The organism is Wolbachia endosymbiont of Frankliniella intonsa (genome assembly GCF_029856955.1).
GTDB lineage: Bacteria > Pseudomonadota > Alphaproteobacteria > Rickettsiales > Anaplasmataceae > Wolbachia.
In genome coordinates this window covers 650455-666856 of record NZ_CP097148.1, presented here as the reverse complement: position 1 = coordinate 666856, position 16402 = coordinate 650455, and the positions used below count along the sequence as shown (strand labels likewise).

Sequence of the window (16402 nt, the reverse complement as noted above, 5' to 3'; positions counted from 1 at the left end):
TGAGGCTCTAGACCATAAGTGTTGAAAGTGCTATAAGTGGCGTGATACAAGGTGATTGACGGCATGTAAATTCCCTCCTGATAGTAAAACAATTGAACGTATAAAAGAATCATTAAGATCCAATGTGAATTGTAATAGTGCTATTTTGAATCCGTGTAGATTATTTTTGATTTTATAAACAAGAAATAACAAAGCCGTAATAATAATCATGTAAATATACACTTTCATGCCATTCATAGTATGGCTTAAAAAGTGCTTATATCCAAGATTTTGCTTTATAAATTTAAAGAATACCTCTATGTCCCACCTGCGCCTATATAGCTCTGTTACTTCATAAGCTAGCATTTCAAGCAAGTTGGTTAAAAACCATATTTCATCTCCTGCCTTATTTCGAATTTTTATTAAACGTAGGTCATGCTTTTCTGCTACTTTACCTCGTGCACGATAAAGATTAACTATTATATCTTCTAAAATCTCTGATCCATCCGATTTTTGTTCTCTTATAACTTTGTTCCTGCTTATAACATCATGTTTTCTTCCTACTTTAACTCTTGTGATAAATTTGTACTCCTTTTCATCAAATTCGGCAAAAGTCCCAACTTTTCTGATTCCTCTATCAAATAATAAAATATCCTCTTTTTCAACTTTAGCTTCATTAATGGCTCTCACTAATGCTATATCTTCACTACTTTCTTCTTGTCCTTTACAAAATCTTATACTTGTAGGCAATTGATCCTTTAATCCTACACTCACTTTAACTTGACTGTCGTTACTTTTACCGCCTATTTTTAGCCCATCTTTTATGAGATATCCCGATAAATTTATGATCGTCGAATCAAACTTATGTAAGTTATTTGATGTTTTTTGGGGTAATAGCTTTTTAATCTTGCTCATCAAATCAATATATACTCCCTTAAAATATTCTGGATTTATAACTTTTAACCTTTTTGACAAACCACTGTATGTTACTGTACTTTTATCGCTATTCTTATCCATTATACACCTGTTTATTACCATTTCTAGCGCTCTTGGGCTTGTTTTTTGCCCCATTAATATTAACTTCATTAGACCTTTAAATATAATCTTGCCCAACAATTTAGTATTACATTTATCTACTTCACTTAATTTTCCTAGCCTTTCTAAATCCTCATCTTTTATTAAATTTAGTACTCTTTCTATTTGATCCATTATTGCCTACATTTTCTTGCAATAACAGTTCTTTATACCTTTCTGATACTACTTTCAACACTTATGGGCTCTAGACTCACCTGCTGTTTTTTTGTAGGAGGACCATTTTCATCTTGATTAGCTGATGGTTCTTGATTGATACCCAAATCAGAGAGCTTGCGTTTTGAACTGATAACATCTTTTCGAATCACTGGCTTAGAATCTATTACTACAGAAACTTCTGAAAATAGATCTACAAAAGCTTCTTGTTTATCAGGAGATAATTGGTCTTGACTTACATACAAAAACTTTACTATGTTTTCTACTTTTACATATTCGATTATCTCGTCTGCTACTTCATTAGTTATTGGAATACCTCTGATATCCAGGTACTGAAGTTGACTATTATTCTTTAACGACTGAAATAAACTTTTTATTGAATCTCCAGCTTCCAACTTGCTATGAGCAAGGTTAAGATACTTAAGACCGATATTGGAACCTAAATACTCAGAAATAATATCAATAGACCCCCCATTAAGAGAATAGCCTGAAATATCTAAATATATTAAAGATCGATCCTTTTTTAAGGTATTAAATAACCCTTTTATTTCCAAAGAAGGATGTTTTACAGTATATCCACCACAATTAGCAATACTTAAAAAGCGTAATTTGCTACTCTCTAAAAGCCCTGGTAACGCTTGTATGGTAGTTTGACCTATACCACCATAATTATCAATATTTAAACCCTGAATGTTACTGCCCTTTAATGCATTAACTACTTTTTCTAAACCACTATCTGTTATATCCATATCCGATAAACTCAAGAATTCTAAAGAATTATTACTGCCTAATCCATTATGTAGCTTGTTCCATAAATCATCTTCATCCATTTCATTCGTTATGAAATTATGTGATAAATTAAGCTCCTTAAGCACCTTCTCTTGCTTGTTTGATATAGCAATAAATATTTCTTTTATCACTTCCTCATCTAAAGAATTACCAAGAAGATTAAGAGTAGTAATTTTTGATTTATCGACTAATTTTATCATTGCACTTGTTACGTCTTTAGCATCATGTAAGGAAGTGCGAGAAAGGTCTAAAATACTAATACGGGTATCTTCTAATACATTTACTAACTTTTTTATACCCTCACCTATAAAATTATCATATAACTTCAAACTCTCCAATTCTCTAAACTGCTGCACAAGCTTTACTAATGAATCCATTCCTTCTTCAGTTATTTCATTGTTCCCTATATCTAGTTCTTTTATACTTGATTCTGTACAATACTTTACAACATCTTCCATCACACTATCAGTTATACCTGTTTCACTTAGGTTCAATGAAACCAGCTTTGGATGATTATGTAAACCACGAGCTATTTGCTTAGCAATTCTTTTGCTAAAACCTTGAGATACGTAATTTCCAGAAAGATCTAATTTTTCTATGCTGGTATTACTTTTCAAAGCTCCAAATATTTTACTGTAATCGGGAGTAATGAGTCCAATATCATTGATAATTAAATGGGTAATCTTATTGCTCCTAATGAGCTTAGCAAGTAAGGCAATAGCTTGTGATTTAGAACCGTATGAACCTATATCATTGTTAGATAAATCTAGAGAAAATGCTCCTTGCTTACTTTCTATTAGAGCATTTATTAACTCTACTGCTCCTTCTGGGCTAAGGTTATTACTAGAAAAGTCTAAGGAATCAATCTCCACATTTTTGTTTGCTTTTAGAAATTCAGTTAATTCTTGAACTTGACAATCCTCCAAACCTATATTGGATAGATCCAAAAACTTATCAATACCAGGTTTAAATTGTGCTAAATATTCCTCAATACTCTGAATTTTTTTAGATCTAGATCCCCAGCCCTTTAACCGATCTCTTCCTACATCAACCCAATTCGGAAAAGTTTCCCCTTTGCTCACTACAGTTGATTCCAGTAATTTCAATTCGTTTATATCAGGACTGAAAATTTCCCTTGCGGCTAGATTGCGGCTGAAAACTTTCCTCCTTTTTCAATTTGACTGTGCTGATCTGATGTTTCTAATTCTTTCTCATCAGTAGCGGCTAGATTGTGGCCGAAAACTTTCCTCCTTTTTTCAATTTGACTGTGCTGATCTGATGTTTCTAATTCTTTCTCATCAGTAGATGATCCATATTTCTCCTCTAATATTTCTATCATCTCTTTCTTCATGGCTTCACTAAGGTTTGTAAGCTGTTTTAATTTACTCAACTGTTCTTTCCTATAGTCAACATTTTCCTTATCCTTTACATCATTTTTGAGGCATGTTCTAGTAAAAGATGCTGATAATCGCTTTAATAATGCATCTATCACTTCCACATGCTCTTGTGTACCTAAGCTCAGTACAATACTAAGTATCCCCTGATCAGCTATATACTCTTCTGCCACCTTTTTTTGCCACGGTTTACTACTCTTCTCATAGTATGCTTTATACAATGAGTACTCACCTTTATCCATCATATGATCAAATAGATTTTTACCAGAACCATCAGGAGCATATAACAACTCACTTACATACTCATTTACTTTATTACTCTTATATAGATCTTTTATCTTGTTAACCAAGAAGCCTAAAATGCTCTCTTTAGTACCTTTATCGTCCGTATCACTTAGAATCGTAAAAAATAGTGCATTACGTCCACCATGTAACGTACTGCGCGTAATATCAATACTGTTTTCTCTTAATAAAGACTTTACTGAACCTTCTCTCCCTGAATAACATGCAAGCATCAAGGACGTTGCTTGTTGTTGTTTATCATAACTATAAAACTCCCATTTTTTATCTCCATTTAATTTTACTGCATAAATTGGTGTATTTAACCCCTTTGATAATGTTTTATCATCTGATATATCTTCATTATTATATATTTTTTGAAACAATTTAGGTACTACAAAGTACTTTTCCCTACTATACCCTAAACCTTGAGCAATTTTTTCATCAAGCTCAATAACATGATCATAGTAAACATCTTTTACACTATTATAACGCTGTGATGGTGTTAGATCGTTATCTGTTGGATGTAAGTAAATGGGGTTGTAATTACCTAATTTAGAAAAATAACCTTCCCCATAATCAAAAAGTAGTTGTGAATTGGGAGAAATATCCACTTTTGCATAAAACGTAACCTGTCCTTTGTTCTGGAATTTTTCTATAAAGTGCTGAAGGTTAACGTTATTTATTGATCCGTGATTTAGGTAACTTGCCCAGTTGCGCTTTTTCTCTCCATCTATGATGGTTTTCTTACCAACGTTGAACACATATAAACTTTCCAGATTTTCATCTTGGCTCATCCTCTCTCCTGCAAAAGTCCCTAAAAAAGTTCCTGCTTTTATTTCATCCTTTGCAAATACTCCCCAATTCTTTTCTCCTTTCAATGCAGCAACTTGCGCGATCAAAATTTTAGGCTCTCCTTTCTCTACATTATTCTTATAAATGCCTCTTCTACTTTCAGCTTCAACACCTGGCCTATACTCAATTTTTCCCTCTTTCTCAAGTTCTTTCTTGAACTCTTCTAACGTATACTTTTTCAACGAATCCTTATCGATTAAAGGATTACTTTCTGTAATTGTAAAATCATTCTTTTCTGGCAACAATAATTGTTCTTCAGCTTGAGAATTATACTCCTCTGAATTTTCTCTTCCCTCTCTATAAGACAAACCTTTATCTTTTGCCTTACCTAAGTTACTGATCACACTAGCAAAACTTCTTCCTCCTTTCTCCAAATGTTTTGGGTCTTCTTTCCTCTCTCCTTCCTTATTAAGCAAAAGATTATACAAATCCTCAAAAGCTTTTGGTGCCTTAGCCCCTGCTCCACTTAAGATACTGGAAACAGTAACCAGATCTATTCCTTGTTTTTCTAGAACTGTTAGATACTTTGTCTTCTCCTCTTCCTCATCAAACCAAAGATGATACAAATCCTTAAAAGCATCTTTTGCCTTAGCCCCTGCTCCATGTAAGATACTGGACACACTAGCCAGATCTATTCCTTGTTCTTCTAGAACTCTTAGATACTTTGTCTTCTCCTCTTCCTCATCAAACCAAAGATGATACAAATCCTTAAAAGCATCTTTTGCCTTAGCCGCTGCTCGAGTTAAGATATTGGACACAGTAACCAGATCTATTCTTTGTTCTTCTAGAACTCTTAGATATTTTGTCTCCCCTCCTTCATCATCAAACCAAAGATAATACAAATCCTTAAAAGCATCTTTTGCCTTAGCCCCTGCTCCACTTAAGATACTGGAAACAGTAACCAGATCTATTCCTGCTTTCTTCAATTTTTTTATGTATTCTTTCTTCTCATCAAACCAAAGATAATACAAATCCTTAAAAGCTTTTGGTGCATTAGCCCCTGCTCCACTTAAGATACTGGACACACTAGCAAGATCTACTCCTGCTTCCTTCAATTTTTTTATGTATTCTTTCTTCTCATCAAACCAAAGATCACACAAATCCTTAAAAGCTTTTGGTGCATTAGCCCCTGCTCCACTTAAGATACTGGACACGCGAGCCAGATCTACTCCTGCTTCCTTCAATTTTTTTAGGTATTCTTTCTTCTCTCCTTTCTCATCAAGCAAAAGATCATACAAATCCTTAAAAGCTTTTGGTGCCTTAGCCCCTGCTCCATGTAAGATACCGGACACGCGAGCCAGATCTACTCCTGCTTCCTTCAATTTTTTTAGGTATCCTTTCTTCTCATCAAACCAAAGATCACACAAATCCTCAAAAGCTTTTGGTGCCTTAGCCCCTGCTCCATGTAAGATACCGGACACGCGAGCCAGATCTACTCCTGCTTCCTTCAATTTTTTTAGGTATTCTTTCTTCTCATCAAACCAAAGATCACACAAATCCTCAAAAGCTTTTGGTGCATTAGCCCCTGCTCCACTTAAGATACTGGACACGCGAGCCAGATCTACTCCTGCTTCCTTCAATTTTTTTAGGTATTCTTTCTTCTCTCCTTTCTCATCAAGCAAAAGATCATACAAATCCTTAAAAGCTTTTGGTGCCTTAGCCCCTGCTGCATGTAAGATACCGGACACGCGAGCCAGATCTACTCCTGCTTCCTTCAATTTTTTTATGTATTCTTTCTTCTCATCAAACCAAAGATCACACAAATCCTTAAAAGCTTTTGGTGCATTAGCCCCTGATCCACTTAAGATACTGGACACGCGAGCCAGATCTACTCCTGCTTTCTTCAATTTTTTTAGGTATTCTTTCTTCTCATCAAACCAAAGATCACACAAATCCTCAAAAGCTTTTGGTGCCTTAGCCCCTGCTGCATGTAAGATACCGGACACGCGAGCCAGATCTACTCCTGCTTCCTTCAATTTTTTTAGGTATCCTTTCTTCTCATCAAACCAAAGATGATACAAATCCTTAAAAGCATCTTTTGCCTTAGTCCTCGCTCCATTTAAGATACTGGACATACGAGTATGAACATTATTTTCGAATACAGTCGAAAACATTTTTTTTCCTTCTTCTGTATCTAAAAATTCCCTAAAAGGAGCTACATTTTTTTTACCTATAGCCTTAGCAAATCTGTCAACTGGATTAATTGTCATCTGAGCGTTTGACGAGGAGAGTCCTGCGTTGCGAAACCATCTGCTTTACATATTGCACTTCTTTCAATACTTCTGAAGCCAATTTCCTCTTTTTTAAATAATCTATTGGAAATGCTATGTGCGACATAGAACCCTTACCGCCTCCATATACAAAACCTAATATTTACCCATTATAATAAATAAAATCGGCAATGCAAGTAATTTCTACGCATATTTTGACATTTTATTTTCAGGCTATTTTATTTAAGTTTTTGAGCTAAGCTTGTAGAAGAGCTTCATTCCATCTTTAAATTTTGTTTTTGCTTTAACTTACCCCCAATTTTCTTTTTGTTATCAATATTAATCTAGCAACATATTTCACTAAAAATTTTAATAAGATAACCATTTCCAGCAACCAAAATAAGCTATTGTGAGAACTTTTTTCTTTGGAATCTTATGGTCTACCAAGTGTACCGTGCGAACTTTTATTTATAATAATTTTACTATACGCTAAAATCAGCTATATTAGCTTACTTTTGCTAAATTTACATATGAACTAATTTACCTAGCTTTGTTACAGAAATTTTGCTCCCCTTATACTCATCATTTCTTCCAAATCTCGATAGCTCAAAGAGAATAGACATTTCATGTATACAGATAACATCCTCTGAAAAGCTAAATCCTTTGAAATATGGCAACAATTTTTGATTGACACGAAACATCTTTGCTTTTTTTTAGACAATTATATCATTCTTCTTTCTACTTCCCTACAAATGCGACAGAACCGAAAAAATTCCTCTTATGGCTGTAAAAATGTTATGATAAGAGCTAATTTTCATGAGTAGGGAAATACCAAAATATTACTATCTTCCATCTTTTCTCTTTTCAATTCGTGCAACCATTTCTTTTACACTTACATTCGTGGAAGGTAAATTTTTGCTGGCAAGATGGTTGATCGAAGATTTTTTATTCCCTACTGGAAATGAACAAGATTGTTTTCTCTTCACACTGATATCCGCTTGTGTTACTGAAGTAGTTTTGTTTTCAGCAGGCAACACGTTCTTTACTTGATTTCGCTCAAATCTTTCTTTTAATGCCTTTACTTTACTACTCTCGCGAGTCACTTCTTTTTTCATAGCAACTACTAGTACTTTTGGTCCATCAGATTTTTTTGCTGATTCTTTACCATCTTGATTTTCAGATTTTAGTGGTAGTATAGGGTTACTCTCAGCTGATTTTTCCACTACTATTTTTTGCTCTGTGCTTACTTTTTCGCCTAAATCTTTAGGCTTTGGTGGTACTGCAGGTTTATCTTTTTTCGGTTCTTGTCTAATTTTTTGATTGGCAGTAAACATTTTCTCTGGTACTGGTGGTACTCTTGGTGGTTTTGGTGGTGCAAGAGATTGAAGTTGTTGTTTCTTCATATGTTCTCTTTTTGCTTCTATATGTTCTTTAGAGATTGTTGCATAAATCGGCTCCTCTTTAATTGATTGTAGATTACGCAAATCTTTTGTTAAAGATTTACTTTTTTCCTCTTGATAATTTGATATTTCTTCATACTCAGGATCTTCGTTTAATGAACCTCCATAACCTGAATCTTCTCGCTCATATAAGAGATTTTTCTTTTGCTGTCTATTTTCGAAATTTATTCCATATGACCTATATTTATCTTGACTTCTTTCTATTCGCTCTAAATCTGAAATTTTTTGAATAACATCTGTATATTCGATTGCTGTTCTAGCAGTTGAAGGAGGCAATTTATCTTTTATAAAATTACTTATATTCCTAATCGAAACATCTCTTCCTAATATTCTATTGAATATCCTAAAAATTAATGGCTTTTTATTTGCCTTCTTTACACAATTATTCAAGTCATCACGTATAACAAGCTTAGCTACATCTTCTGCCTTATCTGTAAAACCCGCTAAAGCATTAGACAGATCTGTTACTGTTTTATAACATTGTTTCTCTGGATTTCCTAGATTTATAGCTTTGATCAGAGAATCAAGATTTTTTTTGTAATCCTCACTTTTAAATGGATCATGCATACTAATTGTAATATTTTATTGAAATATAGATCTAAAATATTAAGATCTAGTGAATATTACTTTTTTAGTTCACATATAGCTATAGTTATACGGCGATAATGAGTAGCAGAATAACGATTTTGTCATTCTAGTGTCTGCTGTTACCCCTTATCTAGGTGTGTAAAAGTGAAATCTAGTTTCGCTATATAACACAGTCTCATACAAGTAGCTTCTCGATAATATTCTCACCTTCTTTTATCGAAGTCTGTAACTTATCATATGATCCTTGTTGTGTTTCGTTTAACTCTTCATACCTTGGCATATAAAATTGTCCTATTCAAAATAATAATATACTTTAATTATTATATATTTAAGCAAACAAGTCAATAAATCAATAAAATGCTGTGGTGCCAAAAACACTCAAACAAGAAAAAGCGCTCCGGTGCTCATTCTTTGTTTATAAATAATATTCTTGATTCAATCCTTTGCTTTCTTCTCAATATATCTACATATCAGAATAGACAGCTCATATAATACCAACATTGGAATTGCAAGCCCTACTTGGCTTAGTACATCAGGTGGAGTTAAGATTGCAGCAATAATGAAAATTACCACTATCGCAATTCTGCGTTTATTTGACAAACTTTGTGCAGTGATTAGCCCTACTCTCACCATTAAGGTTAGTATGACTGGAATTTGAAATGCAGTACCAAAAGCAAACATGAATTGAAGAACAAGGTCTAAATATTCACTAACTGATGGCATAAACTCTATTGGTATACCGAAAGATTTACCGCTATGTTCAAAAGCAATAAAAAATTTCCAGGCTAAGGGAAATATATAGTAGTAAACTACATCGGCTCCCGTTACAAACAAAACCGGTGTTGCAATTAAGTATGGCAATAACACTGCCCTTTCTCTTTTATATAAGCCAGGTGCTAGAAACATATAGAATTGCCATGCAAACACAGGAAAAGAAAACAACAGTGCACTCATTATTGCAACCCTGAGATATACAAAAAACGCTTCTGTTAAGTCTGTATAGATTAGAGAAAAATCATTGCTATCTTTTGTAACTTCTATTAAAGGTGCAAGTAAAAAGCGGTATATATTTTCTTTAAAGTAGTAACAAAGGCCGAAGGTAACACAAAAAAATAGAAAGCAAAAAATAACCCTTTTTCTAAGTTCCGCAAAGTGCTCATAAAATGAAGCATATTTTTGTGAGTTTTCGTTCATACTTTACAATAAAGCTATATCTAACATTCTCAGTGAAAAAGCCCATTCATTATCGTACCACGCTGCAACTCTACAGATATCACCTGTGACATATGTACCAGCTAAATCCACAATTGCACTATAAGGGTTATGGACAAAGTCTATTGAAACTAAAGGCTCGTTACATACGGAAAGCACATGATTTGCTGAATTATTAAACATTTCATTTATTTCTCCAGCTGTTACCTTCTTATCAGTCGTAAATTTAAAATCAACCATAGAAACGTTGCTAACCGGAACTCTAATAGCAGTACCATCTAGCTTACCCTTTAACTGAGGAATAACAGAACCAATTGTTTTTGCTGCTCCAGTTGTAGTTGGCACCATAGAAAGGCCACAAGCTCTTGCCCTGCGTAAGTCTCTATGGTTGCCATCAAGAATATTTTGATCATTCGTATAGGCATGTATAGTGGTCATAAAACCGCTTTTTATACCTAAATTGGAGTGTAAAATGTGTACAATCGGAGCCAGACAGTTTGTAGTACAAGAACCTGCTGAGATCACTTTATGCTCCTTTTTTAGCATATCGTTATTTACGCCGTAAACTACAGTTACATCAGCATCTGAAACTGGAGCAGAGACAATTACTCTCTCTGCATTATGCTTTGCTGCTTCCGCACGCTTGTTGAATGCACCAGTGCATTCAAGCACTACATCAACATTCCAAGGAATATTTTCAGGGCTACGTTCTCTATATAAAGAAAATTTCCTGCCATTTATAGATAGCCAATTTTCAGACTCGTTAAAATCAATATCGCCGTTAAATTTGCCATGAACAGAGTCATATTTAATCAAATGTGCATGCTGCTCAGCACTGAGAGACCCATTTACCGCCACAACTTCTATTTGCTCGCTATAGTTTTCTACTTCAAAAATAGCACGCAATACACTTCTGCCTATTCTACCAAGACCATTAATTCCTACACGAATTGTCATTTTTCCATCTTAAAAGTTTTATTATAGAGGATATTGCCTGATATTTCATTCTATTCTTTTAGCTGTTAATCCTAATGTTATAATATATTGATTGACTAAAGAAACTGTATCACTTAATTAATAATATCTAAATTTTAACTTGGAGTAGGTTATGCATGGATTACCAATGACAAATTCAGATAATCAGTATCAGCAAAGAAAAATAGAAGCATTGCAAAAAGAAAATAAAGGACTGTCAGAAAAAGTGAAAACACTACAGAAAATGTCAGTGCTGCACAATGAAATGCTAGTAATGCTACAGTGGAAATCAATACCAGAGAAACTGCGCACAGAAATATTAAAAAAACTGCTAGAAACACCTCAAGCAGCAGCAGCATTTCAATTAGAAGAAAGAGATGAAGATCAGCAAGTAATAGAAGACATACTGGATATGCAAGAAGAATTTGAATCTTCACAAAATTTGGAAATGCGGGATTGTTAAATAAACCATACGCGTCAAGTTAAGAGATTGTGAGCAAATTTAGAGAAGTTAAGGTGGATACCCTAGTTTTTCTGTACTTGTCTTTTAATGAAAACTGCGACCAAGTTATGGTAAGCTTTTTGAGAAAAATATTTAAGCCTTTAATTTTATTATTTAGTGCTAAAAATAACTCTCTAACCCGTCTTTTTAGCTCAATAAATGCCTTTGTTAAGCTAAGCTCCGTATTTTTTTTTCAGTTCTGTGCAACCCACTATTCCATGAAATATAAGAATTGCACACAATTTGGCATATAGCTCACATAATACTCTGTATGGCTTTCCTCTCAGCTTATCAATCCTTATATTACTCTTATATAATTTGAACAATAATTCAATTTGCCATCTTATACCAAAATCCATTACTGACGGAACAAATAAGAAACATTACAAACTCGTTTAATAGTAGTACTGGAAATATTGACAATAAAATTACACAAAACATCTTCAAGTAAACCTATGGTATCGTAGATACTATTGCGTAAAGTATTGTATTTGATATATTGCCACAACCTTTCAACAGGATTCAGTTCCGGTGAATAAGGAGGCAAGTATATGATGGTAATGTTTTCCTGAATTTTCAAACTTTTTGATCTATGCCAACTTGCACAATCCATTACAAGAAAGGCTTCTTTCGTGCCTAAATCTTTCGACATCTGCTCCAGAAATATATTCATACAATCAGTGTTTACATATGGAGCAAGTAGGCTGATTTTCTTACCACTTCTTGGATTTACCGCACTTTAGATATAGAAATTTTGTCTACCAATTTTCATTTTAACCTGCGTTCTGAACCCTTTTTTAAACCATCCGTGTCCGATTTTTGAATGAGTCCCAAATCGTGATTCATCAAAAAAAACACCTCCCTTTTAGGGTGGAAATTGACTATTTTATTGAAGTACCTTTTAAACTCTTCTTGCTTGTTTTTATCTTGTTTATGGTGCATTGGCCTCGGTGTTATGTAAGAAAATTTCATCCTTTGTATCTCACGGTGCACTGTTGATTTGCTGATGTTTAGGGCAAATTCCTCTGAGATTTTTATTTGTACTTCCTTAATAGTAATATTTGGATTTCTTTCTACCCATATTTCAATTTGCTCACGTTGATTTTTGTTTAATTTGCTTTTTCTTCTCCGCTGAAACGGGGCAAATAATTTTTCTACTCTACCAAATTTTAGATGCTTTATCCATTCAGTCAAAGCAGTCCTTGAAATTTTACATATTCTTGCCACAGCGCTTATACTACTTTCTTTTCCTGCTATCACCGCTTGTAACTTTTTTGAAACATATGCGTTATTTCTTACCTTTTTTAACATTTCTTTCGCTAAATTTACAACTCTTTCGTCTAATAGTTTTGACCTTAATGCCATTTATACCTCGCTATTTCACTTACTCTAGTATGACTTTTTCCCCATTATTCTCTATCTGTTCTTTCTATAGCGGGAATTGGTATTACAATAAATTCCCCACTGAAATATGTTAAATTAAACGTAACCCAAAATTTCAAAAAGTAAAGCTTTTATGTCAAATTGCATCTATTTCATAACTGTACAAATATTGTAGATCAGGAAACTTCAGTCCTTGATACTGGAATAACATCTCTATACTACTCTGGGCCAATCTAAATATTAAGAAATTTACCATATAAAAAAAAGGCAGAAGAAACCCTATTATCTATTTTTTAAATTTACGTTCTTTATTGTCTCATTTGACGTTCACTAAACAGAATGTAGTCTAAGTACAAACTTGTGAAAGGCTCATGTGTAATGCTTCTCCACATAATCACTAATAATTTCCTTAAATTCTTCAAAAATATTATCACCTTGTAAAGTTTTGAAATATTTGCCGTCTTTGTAGACTGCTGAAACATGTTTTTCTCCATACCCAGGCAGGCTGATCCCCAGATTTGCATGTTTGCTCTCTCCAGGACCATTTACTATGCATCCCATAACAGCAACTTTCATATACTCTACACCAGGATTCTTTTTCTTCCATACCGGCATATGAGTTTTTATGTAGCCATTTACTTCCTCAGTTAATATACGAAAACGATCGCTACTTGTGCGTCCACAACCAGGACATGAACTCACCTGAGGGTTAAAGTAGCGCAAACCTATAGACTGCAGTATTTCCTGACATACTACCACCTCATTAGTGCGTGATTCACCAGGGCGCTGAGTTAAAGAAGCCCGGATAGTGTCTCCAATACCATTTTGCAATAAATAAGTAAGCCCTGCTGTGGTATTTACTACGCCTTTGTTACCCATACCAGCTTCGGTTAAACCCAAATGCAGCGCATAATTGGAAGATTTTACAAGTGCAGTATAAACTAAAATTAAATCTTGCACTCTACTGACTTTACATGAAATGATTATTTTCTCTGCATTAAGGCCAATCTTTTCAGCTTTTTTTGCACTACCAAGAGCAGACATTACAAGCGTCTTACGTAATATAACATCAGAAGTTTTTGGATTACTAGATAAGGAGTTTTCATCCATTAATTTTTGTGAAAGGTACTTATCAAGACTACCCCAATTTACTCCAATTCTGACAGGAAGATCATGCGTTATTGCATACTCTATAATTTTTTCAAATTTTTCATCACGTTTATCACCAAAGCCTATATTACCTGGATTTATCCTAATTTTACCCAGAATTTTAATGTTGTCTGGATAATCCTGAATCAGCCTGTAGAGCTCATATTGTCCACAGCCTACTAATATCTTACCATCAAAGCCTTCTTTATTTATTTCCTCTACTATATAAGGTATTGCTTTTGCTACTTCCTCTGAATTCAAAGCAATTCGCACCAATTCTGAACCTGCATGCGCTAGTTCTATTACTTCTTTTGCATATTTCTGAGCACTGCTTTTTATGTTGTCAGAATCTATATGTGCACCAAGTGCCATGGATTGAACAACTATAGGATTATTTCCACCTATCTTCACTTGTCCAACTTTTACAGTATGAGTTTTATGCCTGGAAACCGGCGATGGCTCATATGCATCATCACTCAATGTCAGGTCTCTATCTAGCATATTATTAATCGTGACACTATTTTACTGTGTCAACTACACTTCCAAATGAACTTGAGCCATTTAAACTATGCTGTGGTGTTCTATTTAGATCAGTAATAGAATCATGAGAGCACGTTCTTCTTGATGGACTTTCTTTTATAGTAACATTTATAGGGGAAACTTTTTTTTCTCGTGTTGAAGTAACTTTTTTCCCTTTTTGTTGTTCACTTTTATGCTGCTTACTTTCATACTGAGAAACTGGCTCTTGATCTATAAATACAGCACCCTTTAAACGTGCAAGATTAATACCATGCTGATTGATCATAGCATCCTCCCCATCTTCAACTATGCAAGCTCCCACGTTGTTTGGCTCGTTATCAAGGCTAGCAATTTTTTTTTCTTTTAATTTTTTGATTAGATCTTCTTTATTTATAGCTAGATCTTGTAACTTTTTTTTCTTGAGGAGCTCCCTACGCTTCTCATACAGTTTATATGACTCAGCAAAATCCTCGTCTGCATGAAAGTTTGCACCACCAGGGTTACCAGGAGGTATGTACCTCTTACTGAACTTTACATTAGACTTCGCTTCAACATTATGTACAGTAAAGAAACTAGAAACCAAAAGTATTAATATAAATAAAACTTTAGAAAAGATCTTAAGCATACTATAGTGAATATTGCATTTTAAAAGATACCGATTAACAAACTTCAAGTAAATCAGAATCTCTACCAACTTTATAATACAAACATCTTTCTAAAAAATTTACTACCAAAACCTACATAATCTAAAGGAAATTTAAGGTGTTACAAATTTTACGTAACACCCTTACAAGAAGAGCATTATCAACTCAACAAGTCAATCAGTGGTGTTTCATGACTAACGACATTGCTTGCATCAACTTTTCCGTTTGGTTTATCTTGAGACAAGTCGTTTTTCTTCTCTTTATCAAGCTTAACTCCCTGATAGATACAGAATACAACAAAACTATAGTATTTTCTAAAATGAATGGATAAATTTCCATTATGGTATTACCAACCAAAAGTTGTAATTCTGTACATTTATACATTAGAGGTCTGAGGCGGCTTTTGATGGTATGCCAACAGTGTTCTATGGGATTCAAATCTGGTGAATATGTTGGAAGATACAGCACATGAAAGCCAAAAGACTCTATTAATGATTTTGTTTTAGTGGTCTTATGAAATGTAGCATTATCCATAACTATGGTTGTGCCAAGTGGCAATTTAGGTAATAACATCTTCTCCAACAATATATTGAATACCTCTTTTTCACACCCACCTTTGAAAGTCATTGGTGCAATAAATCTCATTCCAATCCACCCGGCTACTATACTGATTCTCTCTCGAGTTCTCCCTGGAATATCTGCATAAATTTTCTTTCCTCTTGGAGCACGTCCATATTCTCGGTATAACTTATTATCAACTCCTGCTTCATCTATATATAAGATGCTGGAATGTTCTATTTTTGAGATTTTATCAATAAATTGCTGCCTATCTTCTTGATTGCGCTCTTGATATAGTGTGACTTTTTTTAAAGTAATTTTTAGCTGTTTTAGTCTATACCAAATTGAATTTATTCCAAATCCAAGATTTTGTTTCATCTCTGCCAGAGTATGATCTGGATTCTTTGTAACATATTCTTCGAGTATTTTTGGGTCTATTTTTCGAATAAAGCTACCGTTTTTAGATGGCTTTAAGCTTTCACCATCAGCTTTCTTTTTTAACCAGCGGTACAGAGTTGCTATTCCTATCTCCATGAGCTCTGCTATCTCAACCTTTGTCTTCCCTTTTTCTATCATCAATACTGCCTTTTCCCTTAAATCCACACTATATGCCATTATAACTCAAATACTTTGTTATACCTTTATCATTTGCTTTGGG

At 34.0% G+C, this 16402-nt stretch carries 10 protein-coding genes and 3 pseudogenes; 1 reads left to right on the top strand and 12 read right to left on the bottom strand.

From position 1 onward, the window contains the following. Positions 1 to 30 precede the first annotated feature (30 nt). From M3L71_RS03750 to gap, 7 genes and pseudogenes are all read right to left on the bottom strand, one after another. The gene (locus tag M3L71_RS03750) at positions 31 to 1188 is read right to left on the bottom strand and encodes an IS4 family transposase (RefSeq protein WP_280144034.1); all 1158 of its coding nucleotides are present in this window, start codon (positions 1186 to 1188) and stop codon (positions 31 to 33) included. Between the two features lie 32 nt (positions 1189 to 1220). Continuing rightward, on the bottom strand, positions 1221 to 3122 hold the full coding sequence (locus tag M3L71_RS03745) for a leucine-rich repeat domain-containing protein (RefSeq protein ID WP_280144033.1): 1902 nt from the start codon (positions 3120 to 3122) through the stop codon (positions 1221 to 1223). 35 nt (positions 3123 to 3157) lie between these two features. Next, positions 3158 to 6754 (bottom strand): SET domain-containing protein-lysine N-methyltransferase, encoded by a 3597-nt coding sequence (locus tag M3L71_RS03740; protein ID WP_280144032.1) that lies wholly within the window; start codon positions 6752 to 6754, stop codon positions 3158 to 3160. Between the two features lie 562 nt (positions 6755 to 7316). Beyond that, a pseudogene (locus tag M3L71_RS03735) lies at positions 7317 to 7455 on the bottom strand (IS6 family transposase); the annotation flags it as partial. A gap of 141 nt (positions 7456 to 7596) precedes the next feature. After that, positions 7597 to 8781: a hypothetical protein gene (locus tag M3L71_RS03730; RefSeq protein ID WP_280144031.1), complete on the bottom strand. Its 1185-nt coding sequence runs from the start codon at positions 8779 to 8781 to the stop codon at positions 7597 to 7599. A gap of 456 nt (positions 8782 to 9237) precedes the next feature. Continuing rightward, positions 9238 to 9996: a twin-arginine translocase subunit TatC gene (tatC, locus tag M3L71_RS03725; RefSeq protein ID WP_280144030.1), complete on the bottom strand. Its 759-nt coding sequence runs from the start codon at positions 9994 to 9996 to the stop codon at positions 9238 to 9240. Positions 9997 to 9999: 3 nt separating this feature from the next. Further along, positions 10000 to 10971, bottom strand: coding sequence for a type I glyceraldehyde-3-phosphate dehydrogenase (gap, locus tag M3L71_RS03720; protein ID WP_280144029.1), 972 nt, complete (start codon positions 10969 to 10971; stop codon positions 10000 to 10002). 151 nt (positions 10972 to 11122) lie between these two features. On the opposite strand from gap, the gene M3L71_RS03715 reads away from it, so the two are divergent. Continuing rightward, positions 11123 to 11452: a hypothetical protein gene (locus tag M3L71_RS03715; RefSeq protein WP_280144028.1), complete on the top strand. Its 330-nt coding sequence runs from the start codon at positions 11123 to 11125 to the stop codon at positions 11450 to 11452. A 19-nt stretch (positions 11453 to 11471) separates the two neighbouring features. On the opposite strand, the pseudogene M3L71_RS03710 reads toward M3L71_RS03715, so the two are convergent. The 5 genes and pseudogenes from M3L71_RS03710 to M3L71_RS03690 form a co-directional block, all read right to left on the bottom strand. Then, a pseudogene (locus tag M3L71_RS03710) lies at positions 11472 to 11844 on the bottom strand (IS4 family transposase); the annotation flags it as partial. Between the two features lie 5 nt (positions 11845 to 11849). Then, a pseudogene (locus M3L71_RS03705) lies at positions 11850 to 12856 on the bottom strand (IS630 family transposase). A gap of 387 nt (positions 12857 to 13243) precedes the next feature. Beyond that, complete coding sequence (gene ispG / locus M3L71_RS03700) at positions 13244 to 14524, bottom strand: flavodoxin-dependent (E)-4-hydroxy-3-methylbut-2-enyl-diphosphate synthase (protein ID WP_280144027.1); 1281 nt, start codon at positions 14522 to 14524, stop codon at positions 13244 to 13246. A gap of 16 nt (positions 14525 to 14540) precedes the next feature. Further along, positions 14541 to 15167, bottom strand: a complete 627-nt coding sequence (locus M3L71_RS03695; protein ID WP_264374844.1) for a TRP75-related protein — start codon at positions 15165 to 15167, stop codon at positions 14541 to 14543. 196 nt (positions 15168 to 15363) lie between these two features. Next, a complete protein-coding gene (locus M3L71_RS03690; protein ID WP_280144026.1) occupies positions 15364 to 16359 on the bottom strand; it encodes an IS630 family transposase in 996 nt (331 codons plus the stop codon). Between the last annotated feature and the right edge of the window lie 43 nt (positions 16360 to 16402).

Coding starts and splice junctions, on each gene's coding strand:
- M3L71_RS03740 (WP_280144032.1), bottom strand. CDS start 6,754: ATGACAATTAATCCAGTTGACAGATTTGCTAAGGCTATAGGTAAAAAA.
- tatC (WP_280144030.1), bottom strand. CDS start 9,996: ATGAACGAAAACTCACAAAAATATGCTTCATTTTATGAGCACTTTGCG.
- M3L71_RS03730 (WP_280144031.1), bottom strand. CDS start 8,781: ATGCATGATCCATTTAAAAGTGAGGATTACAAAAAAAATCTTGATTCT.
- M3L71_RS03695 (WP_264374844.1), bottom strand. CDS start 15,167: ATGCTTAAGATCTTTTCTAAAGTTTTATTTATATTAATACTTTTGGTT.
- M3L71_RS03715 (WP_280144028.1), top strand. CDS start 11,123: ATGCATGGATTACCAATGACAAATTCAGATAATCAGTATCAGCAAAGA.
- M3L71_RS03690 (WP_280144026.1), bottom strand. CDS start 16,359: ATGGCATATAGTGTGGATTTAAGGGAAAAGGCAGTATTGATGATAGAA.
- M3L71_RS03750 (WP_280144034.1), bottom strand. CDS start 1,188: ATGGATCAAATAGAAAGAGTACTAAATTTAATAAAAGATGAGGATTTA.
- ispG (WP_280144027.1), bottom strand. CDS start 14,524: ATGCTAGATAGAGACCTGACATTGAGTGATGATGCATATGAGCCATCG.
- gap (WP_280144029.1), bottom strand. CDS start 10,971: ATGACAATTCGTGTAGGAATTAATGGTCTTGGTAGAATAGGCAGAAGT.